At 69.6% G+C, this 18,921-nt stretch carries 16 protein-coding genes; 6 read left to right on the top strand and 10 right to left on the bottom strand.

Going from position 1 to position 18,921, the window contains the following annotated elements; genetic code table 11:
• Positions 1–116 precede the first annotated feature (116 nt).
• The 4 genes from ACFWN7_RS17075 to ACFWN7_RS17060 all read left to right on the top strand — a co-directional run bounded on the left by ACFWN7_RS17075 (position 117) and on the right by ACFWN7_RS17060 (position 4,821).
• Entirely contained in the window at positions 117–1,268 is a 1,152-nt protein-coding gene (locus tag ACFWN7_RS17075; RefSeq protein ID WP_376940061.1) for an ROK family protein, read from the top strand.
• Positions 1,269–1,441: 173 nt separating this feature from the next.
• On the top strand, positions 1,442–2,527 hold the full coding sequence (locus tag ACFWN7_RS17070) for a sugar ABC transporter substrate-binding protein (RefSeq protein WP_376940060.1): 1,086 nt from the start codon (positions 1,442–1,444) through the stop codon (positions 2,525–2,527).
• Between the two features lie 90 nt (positions 2,528–2,617).
• Positions 2,618–3,568 carry an ATP-binding cassette domain-containing protein gene (locus ACFWN7_RS17065; RefSeq protein WP_376940059.1) on the top strand — a complete coding sequence of 317 codons (951 nt, stop codon included), beginning with the start codon at positions 2,618–2,620 and terminating at the stop codon, positions 3,566–3,568.
• Positions 3,565–4,821, top strand: coding sequence for a sugar ABC transporter permease (locus tag ACFWN7_RS17060; protein WP_376940058.1), 1,257 nt, complete (start codon positions 3,565–3,567; stop codon positions 4,819–4,821). Before ACFWN7_RS17065 ends, ACFWN7_RS17060 begins: the two co-directional genes overlap by 4 nt.
• 13 nt (positions 4,822–4,834) lie before the next feature.
• Here the strand turns inward: ACFWN7_RS17060 and ACFWN7_RS17055 are convergent, their stop codons facing one another.
• The 7 genes from ACFWN7_RS17055 to ACFWN7_RS17025 all read right to left on the bottom strand — a co-directional run bounded on the left by ACFWN7_RS17055 (position 4,835) and on the right by ACFWN7_RS17025 (position 13,169).
• Entirely contained in the window at positions 4,835–6,295 is a 1,461-nt protein-coding gene (locus ACFWN7_RS17055; RefSeq protein ID WP_376940057.1) for an MFS transporter, read from the bottom strand.
• Positions 6,296–6,379: 84 nt separating this feature from the next.
• Positions 6,380–7,210, bottom strand: a complete 831-nt coding sequence (locus tag ACFWN7_RS17050; protein WP_376940056.1) for an aldo/keto reductase — start codon at positions 7,208–7,210, stop codon at positions 6,380–6,382.
• 41 nt (positions 7,211–7,251) lie between these two features.
• On the bottom strand, positions 7,252–8,187 hold the full coding sequence (locus tag ACFWN7_RS17045) for a cyclase family protein (RefSeq protein ID WP_376940055.1): 936 nt from the start codon (positions 8,185–8,187) through the stop codon (positions 7,252–7,254).
• Positions 8,184–9,578, bottom strand: a complete 1,395-nt coding sequence (locus tag ACFWN7_RS17040) for an APC family permease (RefSeq protein WP_376940054.1) — start codon at positions 9,576–9,578, stop codon at positions 8,184–8,186. Before ACFWN7_RS17040 ends, ACFWN7_RS17045 begins: the two co-directional genes overlap by 4 nt.
• Positions 9,579–9,685: 107 nt before the next feature.
• Entirely contained in the window at positions 9,686–10,477 is a 792-nt protein-coding gene (locus ACFWN7_RS17035; RefSeq protein ID WP_376940053.1) for an SPFH domain-containing protein, read from the bottom strand.
• 128 nt (positions 10,478–10,605) lie between these two features.
• Entirely contained in the window at positions 10,606–11,769 is a 1,164-nt protein-coding gene (locus ACFWN7_RS17030; protein WP_376940052.1) for a cystathionine gamma-synthase, read from the bottom strand.
• A gap of 32 nt (positions 11,770–11,801) precedes the next feature.
• Complete coding sequence (locus ACFWN7_RS17025; protein ID WP_376940051.1) at positions 11,802–13,169, bottom strand: cystathionine beta-synthase; 1,368 nt, start codon at positions 13,167–13,169, stop codon at positions 11,802–11,804.
• A 167-nt stretch (positions 13,170–13,336) separates the two neighbouring features.
• Between ACFWN7_RS17025 and ACFWN7_RS17020 the strand changes: the two genes are divergently transcribed.
• A complete protein-coding gene (locus ACFWN7_RS17020) occupies positions 13,337–14,017 on the top strand; it encodes a DUF3105 domain-containing protein (protein ID WP_376940050.1) in 681 nt (226 codons plus the stop codon).
• Positions 14,014–14,703, top strand: coding sequence for a DUF305 domain-containing protein (locus tag ACFWN7_RS17015; protein ID WP_376940049.1), 690 nt, complete (start codon positions 14,014–14,016; stop codon positions 14,701–14,703). The genes ACFWN7_RS17020 and ACFWN7_RS17015 overlap by 4 nt, the downstream gene beginning before the upstream one ends.
• 9 nt (positions 14,704–14,712) lie before the next feature.
• On the opposite strand, the gene ACFWN7_RS17010 is transcribed toward ACFWN7_RS17015, so the two are convergent.
• The 3 genes from ACFWN7_RS17010 to ACFWN7_RS17000 all read right to left on the bottom strand — a co-directional run.
• Positions 14,713–16,662 (bottom strand): ABC transporter ATP-binding protein, encoded by a 1,950-nt coding sequence (locus tag ACFWN7_RS17010; RefSeq protein WP_376940048.1) that lies wholly within the window; start codon positions 16,660–16,662, stop codon positions 14,713–14,715.
• 30 nt (positions 16,663–16,692) lie between these two features.
• Positions 16,693–17,577: a carbohydrate ABC transporter permease gene (locus ACFWN7_RS17005; protein ID WP_376940047.1), complete on the bottom strand. Its 885-nt coding sequence runs from the start codon at positions 17,575–17,577 to the stop codon at positions 16,693–16,695.
• Positions 17,574–18,921: ABC transporter permease subunit (locus ACFWN7_RS17000; RefSeq protein ID WP_376940046.1), on the bottom strand; the 1,348-nt coding region annotated here is incomplete at its 5' end. The genes ACFWN7_RS17000 and ACFWN7_RS17005, both read right to left, overlap by 4 nt.

Genomic DNA, 18,921 nt, shown 5'->3' with positions numbered 1-18,921 from the left:
GCCCCGCCCCGCCGCGAGGCGCATGCGTCTCGCGGCATCCGCTGGACCGAAGCACCCCGTCATGTATGGTGTGGTCTGTGGCACGCCGAAACCCAATGCCGGGTTCGCAGTCTTCATTGCGTGAAGCCAATCGGGCCCGGATCGTCGATTCGCTGAAGCGCCATGGACAACTGACCCAGGTGGAGCTGGCCGGGATCACCGGCCTCTCCCCGGCGACCGTGTCGAACATCGTGAAGGAGCTCGCCGCCACGGGCGTGCTGCACACCTCCATCACCTCCCGAAGCGGCCGGCGAGCAACGCTCGTCTCGCTCGCACGCCAGATCGGCCTGGTCGCCGGCGTGCATTTCACGGCGCGGCACCTGCGCATCGCGATCGCGGATGTCGCGCGCACGATCATCGCCGAGAATCACGTGCCGCTCGCGCTCGACCACCGCTACGACGCCGAGCTGGATCGCGCGAGCCTCCTGCTCACCGACATGACCGAGTCGCTCGGCGGAAGCGTGCGCGACCTGCTCGCCGTCGGTATCGGGATCCCGGCGCCGATCGATGTGCGGACCGGCATGGTCTCCACGCCCGGCCTGCTCCGCGGCTGGGAGGGCGTGCCGATCGCCGAGAGCCTCGCGGCGCGCGTCGACCGGCCCGTGTACGCCGACGGCGAGGCGAATCTCGGGGGCCTCGCCGAAGCGCGCGAGGGCGCTGCGCGCGGCGCGCAGTCGGCGGTGTACGTGCGGGCCGGGCACACGATCAGCGCGGGGCTCATCATCGACGGCGACCCCTATCGCGGCGTCACCGGCAAGGCCGGCCAGATCGGCCATGTGACGATCGACGAGGACGGCCCCATCTGCCGGTGCGGAAACCGCGGGTGCCTCGAGACCCTCGCCGCCGGCCCCGCCCTGCTCGGCCTGTTCCGCCCCGGCGACGGCATGCAGCGCCTCAGCGACCTGCTCGTGTCGGCGGAGAGGGGCGACGCGAGTTCGAGGCGGGTGATCGCGGACGCCGGGCGGCACATCGGCATCGCCGCAGCAAGCCTCTCGAACCTCTTCGACCCCGAACGCATCGTCGTCGGCGGCGAGCTCGCGCTCGCGGGCGAGACCCTCCTCGCACCGATGCGCCACGCGCTCGAACGCTCCGCGCTCGCGTCGTCGACCGGGATCCCCGAGGTCGTGGCGGCGTCCCTCGGCGAGCGAGCCGAGGTGCGCGGGGCGATCACGCTCGCGATCGACCACGTGAACATCGAGAGCGAGATCCCGATCGCATCGCTCGCGTAGACGAGACGGCCACGGGCCGCCATTGCGGCTCGCCGCGGCATCCGCCCGTGTTCATGAAATATCTCGATTTGGACACAGACGCGATTGCTTGCGTTCAAGAGTTGACGCCAAAATCGCCCAGTGCCACAATCGAGACACCGCCGACGACGGCGGTTCCAGTGAGAGGTATTTCAATGAAGAAGTCCACCAAGAGACTCGCATCCATCGCCGTCGGCGCGCTGCTCACTGCCGGCGCACTCACGGCGTGTGCCAGCGGCGACACGGGCGGCGGCGACGACGGCGGCGACTCCGCCGGGGCCGCGAAGATCGGCCTGCTCCTCCCCGAGACGAAGACCACGCGGTACGAGGCCTTCGACCGTCCGCTGTTCGAGGCAAAGGTCGCCGAGCTCGGCGACTACGAAGTGCTCTACTCGAACGCCGACCAAGACGCCGCGAAGCAGCAGCAGCAGGCCGAGTCGGCGCTCGCGTCGGGCGTCTCCGTGCTCGTGCTCGACCCGGTCGACGGCGCAGCGGCCGCGAGCATCGTGAACCTCGCCAACGCCCAGGATGTGCCCGTCGTCTCGTACGACCGGCTCATCACCGGCGGCGAACTCGCCTACTACATCTCGTTCGACAACGAGAAGGTCGGCGAACTGCAGGGCACGGCGCTCGTCGAGAAGCTCGAGGCCGACGGCAAGGCCGAGGGCGGCATCCTGATGGTCAACGGCTCGCCGACCGACGGCAACGCCACCCTGTTCAAGGAGGGCGCACACAGCGTGATCGACGAGAGCGGGCTGAAGGTGCTCGCCGAGTACGACACCCCCGACTGGAGCCCCGACAAGGCCCAGGAGTGGGTCGCCGGCCAGATCTCGCAGTACCGAGACGAGATCGCCGGCGTGTACGCGGCGAACGACGGCACCGCGGGCGGCGCGATCGCGGCGCTGAAGGCCGCGAATGTCACCCCGCTCCCCGTCGTCACCGGCCAGGATGCAGAACTCGCCGCGATCCAGCGCATCGTCGCCGGCGACCAGTACATGACGATCTACAAGGCGATCAAGGATGAGGCCGAGCTCGCCGCCGAGATCGCCGTGAAGCTGGCGAACGGCGAAGAGGTCACGGGTGACACCGACGTCGACGGAACTCCGGCGACGCTCCTCGAGCCGGTCGTCGTCACCGTCGACAACATCCTCGACACGGTCGTCGCCGACGGCTTCTACACCGTCGAGGACATCTGCACCCCCGAGTACGCCGACGCCTGCGCGGCAGCCGGCATCCAGTAGTCGCCGCGGCGGGCCGGGCTCCCACTGGGACCCGGCCCCCTGCACGGGCAGGGCTGTCGCAGGCCCGGCGAAGAGACGAAGATGAGGGACATGACACTGACGTCGGACACCAAGGCCCCGACCGGGCGCCCGCACGATCGCATCCTCGCGATGCGCGGCATCGACAAGAAGTTCGGCGCCGTTCAGGCGCTCACCGAGATCGACCTCGAGGTGAACGCCGGCGAGGTCGTCGCGATCGTCGGCGACAACGGCGCCGGCAAGTCGACGCTCGTGAAGGTGCTGGCGGGCGTGCATCCGCCCGACGGCGGCACGATCGAATTCGACGGCGCACGAGTCGCCATCCCGACCCCGACCGACGCGCAGAACCTCGGCATCGCCACCGTCTTCCAGGATCTCGCGCTCTGCGACAACCTCGACGTCGTCTCGAACCTGTGGCTCGGCCGCGAACTCACCGCAAGCGGCACCCTCGACGAGGTGCAGATGGAGCAGCGCTCCTGGACGTTGCTCCGTGAGCTGTCCGCGAAGATCCCGTCGGTGCGCATCCCCGTCGCATCGCTCTCGGGTGGCCAACGCCAGACCGTCGCGATCGCCCGCTCGCTCATCGGCGAGCCGCGCATCGTGATCCTCGACGAGCCGACCGCCGCCCTCGGCGTCGCCCAGACCGCGGAGGTGCTGAACCTCATCGAGCGCCTCCGCGAGCGGGGGCACGGCGTCATCCTCATCAGCCACAACATGGCCGACGTGATGGCGGTGGCCGACCGGGTCGTGGTGCTCCGCCTCGGGCGCAACAACGGCGTCTTCAATGTGTCGGATGTCACGAGCGAGACCATCATCGCGGCGATCACAGGCGCCACCGACAACGCGGTCACGCGGCGCGCCGCAGCGCTCGCGGGCGCCGTCGTCGAAGAGGACGAGTTCCTCGAGCATCACGTCGCGCACGCGGCATCCGAGGTGCAGGATCCGGTCGCCGCCGCACCCGATGCTGCAGGCGACGACATCCCCCCCACAACCGAACGCGCCGAGGAAGGCGACCACGCATGAGCAACTACGATGCGCGCACCTCCACGGTCGCCGCCGCCGACCTGCAGGACGAACGGCTGATCCAACACCAAGGGATCGGCGGTGCGCTCAAAGCATTCGGGGCGCGCGTGCGCGGCGGCGATCTCGGTTCTCTCCCCGTCATCGTCGGCCTCGTCATCATCTGGGCGATCTTCCAGATGCTGAACCCGATATTCCTCTCGAGCACGAACCTCGTGAACCTCGCCCTGCAGTGCGCGGCGGGCGGCACGATCGCCATCGGCATCGTGCTGGTGCTGCTCCTCGGCGAGATCGACCTCTCGGTCGGGTCGGTGAGCGGCCTCGCCGCAGCGGTCCTCGCGGTGTCATTCGTGCAGTTGCAGTGGCCGCTGCTGCTCGCGCTGGGTGCGGCGATCGGCATCGGCGTTCTGATCGGCCTCTTCTACGGACTCCTCTACACCCGGTTCGGGGTGCCGAGCTTCGTGATCACCCTCGCCGGACTCCTCGGTTTCCTCGGCCTGCAACTCTGGGTGCTCGGCGACACCGGTACGATCAACTTCCCGTTCGATTCGTGGCTCGTGCAATTCGCTCAGCAGATGTTCCTGCCCGCGTGGCTCTCGTACGTGCTCGTGGCGCTCACCGTCGTGGTCTACGCCTGGCAGTCGTGGTCGCACGCGCGGCGTCGCGAGGCCGCGAACCTCTCGAGCACGTCGCTCGCGGGCATCGCGGTGCGCAGCGTCGCCCTGCTCGTGCTCCTCGGCGTCTCGGCGTGGTACCTCAGCCTCACTCGCGGCGTTCCCGTCATGTTCCTGTTCTTCCTCGTGCTCGTCGTCGTGATGAACTTCTTCCTCACCCGCACCCGCTGGGGCCGGGCCGTCTACGCGGTCGGCGGCAGCGTCGAGGCGGCGCGGCGCGCCGGCATCCGGGTGAAGCGCATCTACATCTCGGTCTTCATCCTCTGCTCGACGTTCGCAGCGGTCGGCGGCATCCTCGCGGCATCCCGTCTCGCCGCCGCCAACCAGAGTTCGGGCACGGGCGACGTGAACCTCAACGCGATCGCCGCGGCGGTCATCGGCGGGGCGAGCCTCTTCGGCGGTCGCGGTTCGGCCTTCTCGGCACTGCTCGGCGTCGTCGTGATCCAGTCGATCTCGTCGGGACTGACCCTGCTCAACCTCGACTCGTCGGTGCGGTTCATGGTCACCGGCGCCGTGCTGCTGCTCGCGGTGATCATCGACTCGCTCTCGCGCCGATCGCGGCAGGTGTCGGGCCGCGCGTAACGCGGAGAAGCGATCAGGCGACGGATGCCGCGGCACGCGGCCGCACGCGCGGCGCGAGCACGACCGCGATCATGGCGATCGCGACCGTCACCGCGAAGTCCGCGGTGAACGCACCGCCCGCGATCGCGCTCGACACGAGCGCCGTGCCGGCGAGCGCGACGGATGCCCCGAGCGACTCCCCGATCGACAGCGCGGCGCTGTTGAAGCCCTGCGCCGACACCGGTGACAGCTTGAGCACTGCGACCGAGAACCGCGGGTACATGAACCCCATCGCCCCGCCCGCGAGCGTCCAGGCGGCGAAGGCGATCATCGGCGTCAGCGTGAACGCGGCGACGAGCAGCACGACCGCGAGCGACGCGACGAGCAGCGCCGAGCCGATCTGCACCGCCTGCGTGTTCGACACCCGGTCGCCGAGGCGCCCCTGCAGCCACGACGCCATCGCCCAGGCGACGCCGGCACCCGTGAGCACGGCGCCGGCGAGGCTCGGCGAGAAGTCGTAGCGCTCGATGAACAGGTACGGCAGGTAGATCTCGCTGCCGAAGAAGGCGCCCGCGACGATGAGCCGCAGCAGCACGGTGGCGGGCATGCCGCGCGCCGCCCGCAGGGTGCCCGCCGGCAGCAGCGGGCGCACGGCGACCGCGACGAGCACGATCGACGCGACCGCGATCACCCACCGCCACGGGTCGCCGAACTCCTTGGCGAGCGACAGCGCAAGCGCCGCGGCCGCGGTGAGCACCGACCAGCCGGCGCGCGCGAGGCTCCAGGGCACCGATGCGTCGCCCCGCACGAGGGCGCGCACACGCAGGATCGGGGGCAGCATCATGGCCGCTGCGGGCACCATGAGACCGATGACGCCGAGGAACACCCAGTGCCAGCTCACCGCCTCGGCGACGATGCCGGCGAGCGCGGGCCCGATGATCGACGGGATGACCCACGCCGCCGCGAACCCGGCGAACACGCGTGCACGCAGCGCCTCGGGGTAGATGCGCGCGACGATGACGTAGAGCGGCACGATGACCGCGGCGCCCGAGAGGCCGTGCACGAACCGCCCGACGATGAACACGACCATGTCGGTCGCCGTGCCGGCGATGAGGAGCCCGACGACGAACAGCACCGCCGAGGTGATGAGCGACGGCAGCGGGCCGGCGCGGTCGGTCCAGTTGCCCGCGAGCACCATGCCGATGATGCCGGCCGCGAGCGGCACCGCGAAGGCGAGCGCGAACAGTGCCTCGCCGCCGAGGTCTTCCGCGACGAGCGGCATCACCGTCGTGACGGCCATCGCCTCGAATGCGGCGAGGAAGATGAGCGCGAACATGCCGATCGACAGCCAGCGGAAGGGCTTCGAGAGCGGCCCCTTCGCCGGCTCGGCATGCACTGAATGAGCGGATGCCTCGGCCGAGGCGTAGGCCTCGGCCGCCGGGACGACCGAGTGCCCCGCCGTGTCGAGGCTCGGTTCGGCGGTGGGATCACTCACTCGACCGAGCCTATCCCGGGCCGCCGACACGGGGCACGCGCTCCGCTCAGCCGACGCCGCCGGCGCGCGGAGCGCGGAGCGCCCTCAGAACTCCTCGTGCGCGTCGGGGTCGCCGCCCCAGAGTCGTCCGCGGGAGAGCGCCGAGATCGCCTCGACCTCGTCACCGGTGAGCGTGAACGAGAACAGGTCGAAGTTCTCACGGCGGCGCGCGGCATCCGACGACTTCGGAATCGGCACCGCCTCGAGCTCGACGTGCCAGCGGAGCACGACCTGCGCGGGCGAGACGCCGTGCTCGGCCGCGATCGCGGTGATGACGGGCTCCTCGAGAAGTTCGCTGCGCTTGGCGAGCGGGCTCCAGCTCTCGGTGCGGATGTCGTGCTCGTCGTGGTAGGCGCGCAGCTCGTCCTGCGGAAAGTAGGGGTGCAACTCGACCTGGTTCACGACGGGCACGACCCCCGTCTCTCGTTCGAGCCGGTCGAGCATGGCGGCAGTGAAGTTCGAGACGCCGATCGAGCGTACGAGCCCCTTCTCGCGCAGGCGGATCATGGCGCGCCAGCTTTCGACGAACTTGTCGATGCGCGGATTCGGCCAGTGGATGAGGTAGAGGTCGATCCAGTCGAGGTCGAGACGTGCGCGCGACTCCTCGAGGCTCGCGAGCGTCTCCTCGAACCCGTGGTGGCGGCCCGGCAGCTTCGTCGTGATCACGAGGTCGCTGCGGTCGACACCCGAGCGGCGGATGGCTTCGCCCACCACGTCTTCGTTGCCGTAGTTGTACGCGGTGTCGAGAAGCCGATACCCGTCGGCGATGCCCGACACGATGGCCTCGATGCCGACCTGCTCGTTCAGCCCGTAGGTGCCGAGCCCGATGGCGGGAATCGTGTTGCCGTCGCGAAGGGCGTACGCCGGTGCGGTCATCCTCCCATCCTCACTCACGGGAGCGACGGATGCCACCGGGATCAGAGAACAGGCAGCTCCGCGAATGCGCGCACCGGGAACGTGCCGAACCCCTCGACGCGCGGCGGCACCGCGGTGAAACGGGCGCCGCGCGCCGGCAGCCGGTCGAGCGCGGTCAGGTGCTCCACGACGTGCACGCCTTCGGCGAGCAGGATCGAGTGCGCGGGCCGCGTGCCGCCCGATTCGGTGTCGTCGATGTTGAGCGAGTCGATGCCGACGAGGGCGGCGCCGGCGCTTGCGAGGTGTCGCGCGCCCGCCTCGGTGAGGAACGGCGACCCGTGCGCGTAATCGGGCGTGCCGAAATGGCGGCTCCAGCCGGTGTGCAGCAGCACCGCGGTGCCGGCGAGCTCGCGATCGAAGAAGACTTCTGCGGGGATGCCGCGGCTCGCGGCATCCGTGAGATGGAACACCTCGGCAGGCACCCCGACGAGGGTCTCGAGCGACAGGCTCGCGAGGTCGCCGCCGTCGGCGTAGCGGTGGAACGGGCTGTCGAGGTACGTGCCCGTGTTGCCCGCCATCGTGATGAGGTCGATCGCGAACTCGGTGCCCGGCGCGTAGTGCTCGCGAGACGCCTCGCGGGTGAGGTGCGGTGTGATCGTGGGTGCCGGGATGCCCGGGTACGTGATGAGGCCCGCCCGGATCGGGTGGCTGAGGTCGACGAGCTCGCCACGGACCGAGCGGCCGGCGGATGCCGCGGCCACGACGTCGGTCGCGTCGATGATGCCACGGGAGCCGCGATGCAGCTCTTCCACGATCTCGACGTTCGACAGCTCGACCCGGCCGACCAGGGCGAGGCCGAGGTGCCGCACGAGGAGCTCTCCGATCTCGCTCTCGGGCATCGCGGCCGACGGAAGGTCGAGCCGGAACGCCTCCGCACGAAGAGCGCCGCCGTTGACGAAGTCGATCTCGGCATCGAAGTGGGCGCGGTACTCGGTCAACGGGTCTCCTGTCGAGAGGCGGTCGGTGAGGGTCGGCGAGCTCGAATACGCCGCACCACGGTGACGAGCACGGCGGCCGCCGCGAGCACGAGCGGCACGACGAGGTTCGTCCAGGCGAGCACGAGGAGTCCGGCGGTCATGAGGGTCGCGACGACCGCGAGCCACCACCCGAACGACCATCGCTTCAGCAGCAGGGTCGCGGCGAGCATGCCGGCCGCGTAGATCGCGACCATGTTGCTCGTGTGGATGAGGATGAACCCCGTCAGGTCGAGGTCGTTCAACAGCATGAGGCCGAAGTACACGACGATGAGCCCACCGGTGAGGGCGAGCGCACGCCGTGGCACCTCGCCGTCGGCCGCTCCCTTCGCGAAGAACCGGGGTAGGTCGCCGTCGCGTCCGAGTGCGGCGCCGAGCTTGCCGAACGCGGGCAGGTAGGCGTTCATCACCCCGAGCGTGACGATCGCCGCGATGATCGCCACGAGCACCTGCCCGACGCCGGGTGCGGTCGACTCGACGAGGTCGAGAAGCGGCACCTGCCCGGCGCCGGCACGCTCGCCGAGCACCGCGACGGTGACGAACTGCAGCGCGAGGTAGCCCGCGCCCACCACCACGATGGCGATGGCCGTCGCGAGCGGGATGGTGCGTCGCGGATTCCTGAACTCGCCCGCGATGTGGGTGCCGACCTCCCAGCCCGCGAACGCCCACACGAAGAGGCTGATCGCCACGCCGACACCGGCCCACCCGTTCGGCAGGAAGGGTTCGAAGTTCGTGGTGTCGACCGCCGGGAACGTGACGGCGACCACGCCGACCACCACCGCGATGAGCAGCCCGGTGAGCACGAACTGCACCCACCCGGCCACGCGCACGCCGAACCAGTTGGCGATGAACGGCGGCACGAACACGGCGAATCCGATGATCGGCACGGCGGCCCGGTCGACGCCGAGCACGGCGACGACGTACTCGCCGCCGAGGACCGCGAGCACGGGCGCACCCACGCACACGCCGAAGAAGAACCAGTAGCCGGCCATGCGCGCCGCGGTGCTGCCGAGCGCGCGGCGCACATAGCTCGCCACGCCGCCCGCGTCGGGGAAACGCGCGGCGAGCGCGGCGAACGTGCCGGCGAGCGGGATCGAGAGCACGAGCACCGCCGCGACCGCGAGGATCGACGCCGGGCCGGCCGCTGCTGCGGCGAGTCCGGGCAGCACGAGAATGCCCGTGCCGAGCACGCTCGCGATGTAGAGCGCCGTGCCCTGGCCGAGCCCGAGTGAGCCGCGGTGCACGGCGGGCGCACCGGGCGCGCTGGGCGCGGCCGACTCGGCGGCCTGGGCCCGTTCGGCGCCCGCCGCGGTGGTGGCGGCGACGGATGCCGCGGAAGCTCGGTTCGAGGTCACCCGTTCATTCTGGGGCATCCGCTCGACGCACGCCGGTGGCAGCGATGCCACCCTGCGGGCGATTCCTGCCAACCCCGTACGCGTCACAACCGCGCACGCGAGCGCGGTCAGTGCCTCCGCACCTGCGCCGTCGCCGACTCGCGGTCGATGAAGCCGGTGAGCTCCCCGATCGTGCTCATGAGCGGCGCCGGGAAGAGCACGAGCGTGTTCTTGTCCACCCCGACCTCGACGAGCGTCTGCAGGGTGCGCAGCTGCAGGGCGAGCGGATGCCCCATCATCGTGTCGCTCGCCACACCGAGCTGCGACGCGGCGAGCGCCTCGCCCTCGGCGGCGATGATCTTCGCGCGTTTCTCCCGCTCCGCCTCGGCCTGCCTCGCCATGGCGCGCTTCATCGAGTCGGGCAGCAGGATGTCCTTCAGCTCGACGAGCGTCACCTCGACGCCCCAGTCGACGGTGACCACGTCGAGGATCTCGCGGATGTTCGCGTTCAGGGTCGCGGTCTCGGCGAGGGTCTCGTCGAGGTGATGCTGGCCGACGACCTTGCGCAGGGTGGTCTGCGCGATCTGGTCGATCGCCGACTTCACGTTCTCGATCGCCAGCACCGACTTCACGGGGTCCACGATGCGGTAGTAGGCGACCGCCGAGACCCCGACGCTCACGTTGTCGCGGGTGATGATGCCCTGCGACTGGATGGGGACCGTGACGATGCGCAGCGACACCCGGATCATCTGGTCGACGATCGGGATGATGAATCGGATGCCGGGATCGCGCACGTTGTGCAGCCGCCCGAACCGCAGCACGACCCCGCGCTCGTACTGCTTCACGATCTTCGCCGACATGAAGAACAGCACGATCGCGACGACGCCGACGATGATCAGGGTGACGACGAGGGCAGTCATCGGAACCACCTCCGCGGCGCCCGGTGACGTGCCGCGCGCCGTCACCTCTATTGTTTCACGCAGCGCTGGTCGAGTAGCCGCGCGAAGCCGGCGTATCGAGGCCCGGTGAAATGGTCGAGCGGATGCCGCTACAGCCGGTCGAGCGCCCCGTCGATGTCGACGAGCAGGTCGTCGGCGTCCTCGATGCCGACCGACAGGCGCACGATCGACTCGGGCACCTCCGCTTCAGTGCCGCGAACCGACGCGTGCGTCATCTCCGACGGGTAGTTCACGAGCGACTCCACCCCGCCGAGCGACTCCGCGAGCTGGAACAGGGTGGTCGACTCCGCGAATCGGCGCGCCGCCTCGCCGCCGCCCGCGAGCGAGATCGAGATCATGCCGCCGAAGCCCGACATCTGGCGCGCGGCGAGCTCATGTCGGGGGTGCGACTCGAGGCCGGGATAGAAGACCTGCTCGATGCCGGCGTGCTCCTCGAGTCGCCGCGCGATCGCCAGGGCGTTCTGGCTGTGCCGTTGCATCCGGATACCGAGGGTCTTGATGCCGCGCGAGGTGAGGAACGCGTCGAACGGACCCGAAACCGCCCCCGCGGCGAACTGCGTGAACGTGACCCGCTCGGCGAGCTCCTCCTGCCCGGCCGCGAACACGAGTCCTCCCCCGACGACGTCGGAGTGGCCGCCGAGGTACTTGGTGGTGGAGTGCATGACCACGTCGGCGCCGAGCTCGATCGGCCGCTGCAGCGCGGGCGACGCGAACGTGTTGTCGACGACGACGAGAATGCCCGCCTCGTTGCCGAGCTCGGTGAGCGCGGCGATGTCCGAGATCTTCATGAGCGGATTCGACGGCGTCTCGACCCAGAGCACCTTCGTCGTGCCGAGCTCGATCGCACCGCGCACCGCGTCGAGGTCGCTCGTGTCCACGGTGGAGTGGCGGACGCCCCATGCGCCGAAGATCCGGCGCACGAGCCGATGCGTGCCCCCGTACACGTCGTTGCCGATGACCACGTGGTCGCCGGGGGCGAGCACGGTGCGCAGCAGCGCGTCCTCGGCGGCGAGCCCCGACGCGAACGAGAGCCCGCGGATTCCGCCCTCGAGCGCCGCGAGCTGCGTCTCGAGCGCGGTGCGCGTGGGGTTGCCGCCGCGCGAGTACTCGTAGCCGCCGCGAAGGCCGCCGATCCCGTCTTGCACGAACGTGGACGTGAGGTACACCGGCGGGATGACCGCGCCGGTCGTGGGGTCGAAGTCCTGGCCGGCGTGGATCGCGAGCGTGTCGAACCGTGCGTCGTCGTGCAGCATGTGCGGACCCTTTCGGAGCGAGTGAGCGGGCGTCAGGCCGACAGGTACGAGAGCAGGTCGGTGCGGGTGATCACGCCGAGCGCCTTGCCGCCGTCTGTCACGAGCATCGCGGGGTGCGTGCCGAAGGCCGAGCGAGCGGATGCCACGGGCTCGTTCATCCCGATGAGCGGCAACGACTCCCCCACCACGCCCGACACCTTGTCGGTGAGCTTCGCCTGTCCCGAGAAGACGAGCTCGAGCAGGTGCTCCTCGTCGAGCGAGCCGACCACCTCGCCGAGCACGACGGGGGGCTCGGCCGAGAGCACGAGCAACTGCGACACTCCGGCATCCGTCATCGTGTCGATGGCCTCGCGGATCGTGTCGTTCGGGTGCACGAAGACGAGCGGCGGCATCCGGCCGGCCTTCGCGGCGAGGAGCTCGGCGATCGTGTGGCCCTCGGGGGCGTTCGAGAAGCCGTAGGCGCGCATCCACTTGTCGTTGAAGATCTTGCCGAGGTAGCCGCGCCCGCCGTCGGGCAGCAGCACGACGAACACGTCGTCGGGACCGGCGGATGCCGCGGCCTTCAGCGCCGCGACCACGGCCATGCCGCTCGACCCGCCCACGAGGATGCCCTCCTCGCGGGCGAGGCGACGCGTCATCGCGAACGATTCCGCATCGGTCACGGCGATGATCTCGTGCGGCACGGCGGGATCGTACGCACTCGGCCAGAAGTCCTCGCCGACACCCTCGACGAGGTAGGGGCGGCCGGTGCCGCCCGAGAAGACGGAGCCCTCGGGATCGGCGCCGATGATGCGCACCGTGTCGCCCGACACTTCGCGCAGGTAGCGGCCGGTGCCCGTGATCGTGCCGCCGGTGCCGACGCCCGCCACGAAGTGGGTGACCTTCCCGTCGGTGTCACGCCAGATCTCGGGGCCGGTGGTCTCGTAGTGCGAGCGCGGACCGTTCGGGTTCGAGTACTGGTCGGGCTTGAACGCGCCGGGGGTCTCGCGTGCGAGCCGGTCGGAGACGCCGTAGTACGACTCGGGGCTGTCGGGCGCGACCGCCGTGGGCGTCACGACGACCTCGGCGCCGTACGCGGTGAGCACGTTGCGCTTGTCTTCGCCGACCTTGTCGGGGCACACGAAGATGCACCGGTACCCGCGCTGCTGGGCGATGAGCGCGAGCCCCACACCGGTATTGCCGCTCGTCGGCTCCACGATGGTGCCGCCCGGCTTCAGCCTGCCCTCGGCCTCGGCGGCATCGATGATACGCTCCGCGATGCGGTCCTTCGATGAGCCGCCCGGGTTGAAGTACTCGAGCTTGACCAGCACCGTGGCATCCGTCACGCCCTCGGTCACACGGTGGAGCCTGACGAGCGGGGTGTCGCCCACGAGATCGACGATGGACTCTGCGTACTTCATGCCGGTGCTGATTCCTTGTGTGGAGTGCGCATGGAGGAGCTCACGCGCCCAGCCTAACGGCAGGCGATCGCGGCGCGCAGGATATGGGAATGTTGTAGCCAGTCCCCGCGTTTTCCCAGCGGCATGCGTTCGTATGGAACGAGACGTTCTTCGAGAGAGGCCCACACGTGAGTGCGACCCCACCCGTTCCCCCCGCTGCCAAGAAGCCGACCGTCAAGCAGCAGCGCGCCGAGGAGCGCGCCCGGAAGCTCGAGGAGTTCCGCAAGAAGGAGGCACGGGCCAAGCGCAACCGTCGCCTCGGCTGGGGCGCCGCTGCGGTCGTCGGCGTGGTGGTGGTCGGCCTGCTGATCACCTCGATCGTGCTCACGCCGCAGCCCGCGTCGTACGACGCCGGCAGCGAAGGCGCCGAGGTCGAGGGCGTCGAGACGTTCGAGAACCCCGCGGGCCACGTCGAAGGTGCGGTCGACTACGCGCAGACGCCGCCAGCCGGCGGCGAGCACAACCCGGCCTGGCTGAACTGCGGCGTGTACACCGAACCCGTGCCGAACGAGAACGCCGTGCACTCGCTCGAGCACGGTGCCGTCTGGGTCACGTACGACCCCGACCTCGCGGCCGGCGAGCTCGAGGCGCTCACGTCGAAGCTCCCCTCGACCTACGTGGTGCTCTCGCCGTTCGACGGACTGCCCTCGCCGATCGTGCTGAGCGCCTGGAACTCCCAGCTGCAGGTCGACAGCGCAGACGATGAGCGCATCGCCGCGTTCCTCGAGGAGTACTGGCAGAGCCAGAATGTGCCCGAGCCCGGCGCGCTGTGCACAGGCGCCGTCGACGGGCCGGGCAAGGTCTCTTGACGGACGAGCAAGCGGAGCCCGGCGCCCCACGCTCCGGGCGTGCCGGACGCGTCGCGGCGATCGTCGCGGCATCCGTCGCCCTCGTCGCGGTCGCGATCGTGGCATTCGCGCTCGGCCGGATCAGCACGCTCGGCGACCCGACGCCCGTCAGCACGAGCGCCGAGGCCGGCTTCGCCCGTGACATGCAGGTGCACCATCAGCAGGGCGTCGAGCTCGCCATGATCGTGCGCGACGCGACCGACGACCCCGACGTGCGCCTGCTCGCCTACGACATCGCCACGACGCAGGCGCAGCAGGCGGGCCAGTTGTACGGCTGGCTGCGCACCTGGGGGCTGCCGCAGGCGGGTTCGGAGCCGTCGATGACGTGGATGACCCGGTCGCCCGACGGTGACGCGACCGGCGCGGGTCACTCGGGACACGACGCGACGACGCACGAGCCCGGCGGGCCGATGCCGGGTCTCGCGACCCCCGCGCAGGTCATGGAGCTTCGAACGCTGAGCGGTGTCGAGGCCGAGCGGCTCTTCCTCGAGCTCATGATCGCGCATCATCGCGGAGCGATCGAAATGGCGGATGCCGCGCTCGAACGCTCCTCGAACGAGGTCGTCGTGTCGTTCGCCGAGTCCGTCGCGACGAGCCAGCAGGCCGAGATCGCCCTGATGGAGCAGATGCTCGCCGCGCGCAGCTGACGCGCCGGCTCACACCTCGAGGACCGGCCGCTCCTCCTGCTGCCGGTAGAGCGACGCGTACACGCCCTCGGCGCCCACGAGCTCGGCATGCGTGCCGTGCTCGACGACCCGACCTCCGGAGACGACGAAGATGACGTCGGCCGACACCACCGTCGACAGCCGGTGCGCGATCGCGATCGTCGTGCGCCCGCGCGCGGCGTCGTCGAGCGCCTGCTGCACCACCCGCTCGGAGATGGTGTCGAGCGCACTCGTCGCCTCGTCGAGCACGAGCACCGCCGGGTCCTTCAGCAGCACGCGCGCGATCGCGATGCGCTGCTTCTCGCCGCCCGAGAGCCGGTAGCCGCGTTCGCCGACGACCGTCTCGTATCCCTCGGGGAACGACGCGATGGTCTCGTGGATGTTCGCGGCGCGAGCCGCCGCCTCGAGCTCGGCGTCGGTGGCATCCGGTTTCGCGTACCGCAGGTTCTCGGCGATCGTCGCATGGAAGAGGTACGTCTCCTGGCTCACGATGCCGATGTTCGAGATGAGCGACTCCTGCCGGAGCTCGCGCACGTCGTCGCCGGCGAACCGCACCACCCCGCCCGATGCCTCGTACAGCCGCGGCACGAGGTATGACACCGTGGTCTTGCCCGCACCCGACGGTCCGACGAACGCGGCGACCTGCCCCGGCTCGATCGTGAAGCTCACGCCGTCGAGCGTCGGCCGGTCCTCCGGTCCCTGAGCCTGTCGAAGGGCGGCGTCGGGGTAGCGGAACGTCACGTCGTCGAACTCGACTCGCCCGAGGGCTGGGCCGGATGCCACGTCGCGGGCGCCTGGGGCATCCGTGATCGAGGGCCTCAGGTCGAGGTACTCGAAGATCCGCGCGAAGAGGGCACTCGAGGTCTGCAGGTCGAGGGCGACGCGCATCAGCCCCATCAGGGGGAACAGGAGGCGCGCCTGCACGGTGGTGAACGCGACGATCGTGCCGGCCGTGACATCCGAGACGCCGCCCGTGATCAACCACCCCGCGACGAGGTAGACGATCGCCGGAATGGACGACATGAAGATGTTGACCATCGCGAAGAACCACTGGCCGGTCATCTGCTGCCTGACCTGCAGACGGATCTGGTTCTGGTTCTCGTCGGCGTACCGCTCGATCTCGCTGCGCTGCCGGGTGAAGCTCTTCGACAGCAGGATGCCCGAGACGCTCAGCGTCTCCTGCGTGATCGCGGTCATCTCCGACAGCGACTCCTGCGTCCTGCCCGCGATGCGCGCGCGCACCTGCCCGACCCTGCGCTGCGCGATGACCATGAACGGCATCAGCACGAGCGCGATCACGGTGAGCTGCCAGTTGAGGAGCAACATCGCGACGAACGCCGAGATCACGGTGACGGTGTTGCCGAGCACGCTCGACACGGTGTTCGTGAGCACGGATGCCACGCCGCCGACGTCGTTCTGCAGACGCGACTGGATGATGCCGGTCTTGGTGCGCGTGAAGAAGCTGAGCTCCATCGACTGCAGGTGCGTGAAGAGCCGCACCCGCAGGGTGCCCATCACCCGATTGCCGATCGTCGCCGTGAGCCACGTCTGCCACACGCCGATGAGCGCCGACACGATGAACACGGCGATCATGGCGCCGACGATCGTGGCGAGCACGGGCAGGTTCGGGCCCGAGATCTGCCCTGTCCCTGAGCTCGTCGAAGGGTCGGGGCCGACGGGGAACAACCCGTCGTCGAAGGCGCGCTGGGTGAGCAGCGGCGGGATGACGCTGAGGGCCGCGCCGATGAGCACGAGCACGACCGTCGTGACGAGTGCCGCCCTGTGGGGCGCGAACAGCGCCGAGGTGCGTTGGAGCAGATGCGGGATCTTGGGCGCCTCGGCGTTCTCGGCGCGCTGCGCGGTGACATCGGCGCTCGAGATGCGGCCGCGTCGCCCGTCTCTGGCGGCCGGCGCACCGGGCCCGGACCCGTGCGTGCTCATGCGCTCCAGCCTAGAGCGGGCGGGGACGCCCTACTTCTGCGCCCCTGCGAGCAGCGCCTGCACGAAGTACCGCTGGAACGCGAAGAACACGATCAGCGGCACGATCATCGACAGGAAGGCTCCCGACGAGAGGATGTCGATGTTCGCCCCGAATTGCCGAAGCTGGCTCTGGATCGCGACCGTGAGCGGCTGCGACTGCGAGTTCGTGAAGATGAGGGCGACGAGCATGTCGTTCCACGTCCACAGGAACTGGAAGATCGCCAGCGACGCGATCGCCGGCCCGCCCAGCGGGAGGATCACCTGCCGGAAGATCCGCCAGTCGGTGGCGCCGTCGATGCGCGCCGCCTCGAGGAGCTCGGCCGGTATCTGCGTGAAGAAGTTGCGCAGCAGGAAGATCGCGAACGGCAGCCCGAACGCCGTGTGGAACAGGATCACCCCGAACACCGTGCCGAAGATGCCCAGCTCGCCGAACAGCCGGGCGAGCGGGATGAACGCCACCTGCAGCGGCACCGCGAGCAGCACGATGATCGCGATGAGCAGCCAGTCGCGCACGGGGAAGTCGATCCACGCGAACGCATAGGCAGCGAGCGACCCGATGATCACGACGGCCACCGTGGTCGGCACCGCGATGACGATGGTGTTCCAGAACGATCCCATGATCGTCGGGTTCTGCAGCAGCTCCGCGTAGTTCTCGAGGGTCAGCTGGGCGGGCGCCGTGAAGACGGTCCACCAGCCGGATGCCGCACTGTCCGCCCCGGTGCGCAGGGAGGTGATGAACAACCCGACGCTGGGTATGAGCCAGAACACCGCCACGATGACGAGCAGGATGTTGACGAACGAGTTGGCGAAGAACCCGAGGATCTTCTGAGCGACGGTCTTCTTGCCTCGCACGATCGTGAGTTCTGAGGCGGTCATCGCTTCCTCTCCTCGCGGAAGCGCCTCGCGTTGATGATCATCACAGGGAGCACGAGGACGAGCAGGAGGATCGCCAGCGCACTGCCCAGCCCGTGATCGTTGCCGCCGCCGAACGAGACGGTCCACATCTCGACCGCGATCACGTTGGCCGCGGGTTTGGAGACGCCGGGCGGTATGACGTAGACCAGGTCGAAGATCTTCAGCACGTTGATGATGAGCGTGACGAACACCACCACGAGCACCGGCGACAGCAACGGGGCGGTGATGCGCGAGAACACCTGCCACTCGCTCGCGCCGTCGATGCGCGCCGCCTCCTGCAACGAGCGGTCCATGGCCGACAGGCCCGACGCGATCATCACCATGGAGAAGCCGGCCCAGATCCAGATGTACGACATGATGACGACGATGTTGATCAACGACGGGCCCAACCACGGCACGGCTTGCGCGCCCTCGTCGAAGTTGGAGGCCGGCAACGCCACCCGGTACTCGCCCGGCGAGAGTCCTTCGATCACGTATCGGCCCGAATCATCCGTCTGCGCGGACGCGGCGATCGATCCGTCGGCGGTCACCGCGTCGACCTGCACGCCTGGGAGGCCCAGTTCGCCATCGTCGATCTCGCCGTTCGTGCCGCCACCGCCTGGCACGAAGTCGAGCCATACCGTGCCCGTGATCTGGTCGGAGTCGGGCGACTCGGCCGGCTCGGCCTGCGCTGCGGAGTCGGGCAGGTCCTCGGTGCGCACGGCCACGAGCGGGAAGTTCTGCTCGGAACCCGGTTCGATCGCGGACTCTCCGGCGATGGTGCCGCGGTCTTCCACGATGCCGGCATCGTCACGGGGGCGGGCGCCCGGGTAGGCGGCATCGGCGCCGAACGCGTTCGAGACGCCGACGATCGTGGCGTTGACCACGCCGATGTTCGGGTTCACCTCGAACATGCCGCGGAAGATGACCCCCGCCGCGAGCATCGAGATCGCCATCGGCATGAAGATGATGAGCTTGAACGCCGTCGACCACTTGATGCGCTCGAGCATCACGGCGAAGATCAGCCCGAGTACCGTGCAGGTGATCGGCGCGACGATGACCCAGATGGCGTTGTTGATGATGGCCTGGAGGGTGGAGTCGCTCGTGAACATCGTCACGTAGTTGTCCCACCCGATGAACTCGTCGCCCGACGCGTTGAAGAACGATCGGATCGCCGTGTAGATGATCGGGTACACGACCAGTGCCCCGAGCAGGACGAGGGCGGGCAGGAGGAAGAGCAGGGCGATGCCGAACTTCCGCCGGGTGGCCGAGCGGGGGGTGGGGGGGGGCCGCGCCCGGCGGCCCCCCCCCGCCCCGGGGGGGGGC

This window comes from Agromyces sp. NPDC058484 (assembly GCF_042720415.1).
In the GTDB taxonomy this organism is placed as follows: domain Bacteria; phylum Actinomycetota; class Actinomycetes; order Actinomycetales; family Microbacteriaceae; genus Agromyces.
Note: the sequence above shows the minus strand (reverse complement) of the source record. Positions and strands in the feature narration are given on the sequence as shown.

What these genes read in the sequence shown, in the direction of transcription:
- ACFWN7_RS17070 (WP_376940060.1), top strand. Translation starts at nt 1,442, where the DNA reads ATGAAGAAGTCCACCAAGAGACTCGCATCCATCGCCGTCGGCGCGCTG.
- ACFWN7_RS17065 (WP_376940059.1), top strand. Translation starts at nt 2,618, where the DNA reads ATGACACTGACGTCGGACACCAAGGCCCCGACCGGGCGCCCGCACGAT.
- ACFWN7_RS17060 (WP_376940058.1), top strand. Translation starts at nt 3,565, where the DNA reads ATGAGCAACTACGATGCGCGCACCTCCACGGTCGCCGCCGCCGACCTG.
- ACFWN7_RS17050 (WP_376940056.1), bottom strand. Translation starts at nt 7,210, where the DNA reads ATGACCGCACCGGCGTACGCCCTTCGCGACGGCAACACGATTCCCGCC.
- ACFWN7_RS17035 (WP_376940053.1), bottom strand. Translation starts at nt 10,477, where the DNA reads ATGACTGCCCTCGTCGTCACCCTGATCATCGTCGGCGTCGTCGCGATC.
- ACFWN7_RS17030 (WP_376940052.1), bottom strand. Translation starts at nt 11,769, where the DNA reads ATGCTGCACGACGACGCACGGTTCGACACGCTCGCGATCCACGCCGGC.
- ACFWN7_RS17025 (WP_376940051.1), bottom strand. Translation starts at nt 13,169, where the DNA reads ATGAAGTACGCAGAGTCCATCGTCGATCTCGTGGGCGACACCCCGCTC.
- ACFWN7_RS17010 (WP_376940048.1), bottom strand. Translation starts at nt 16,662, where the DNA reads ATGAGCACGCACGGGTCCGGGCCCGGTGCGCCGGCCGCCAGAGACGGG.
- ACFWN7_RS17005 (WP_376940047.1), bottom strand. Translation starts at nt 17,577, where the DNA reads ATGACCGCCTCAGAACTCACGATCGTGCGAGGCAAGAAGACCGTCGCT.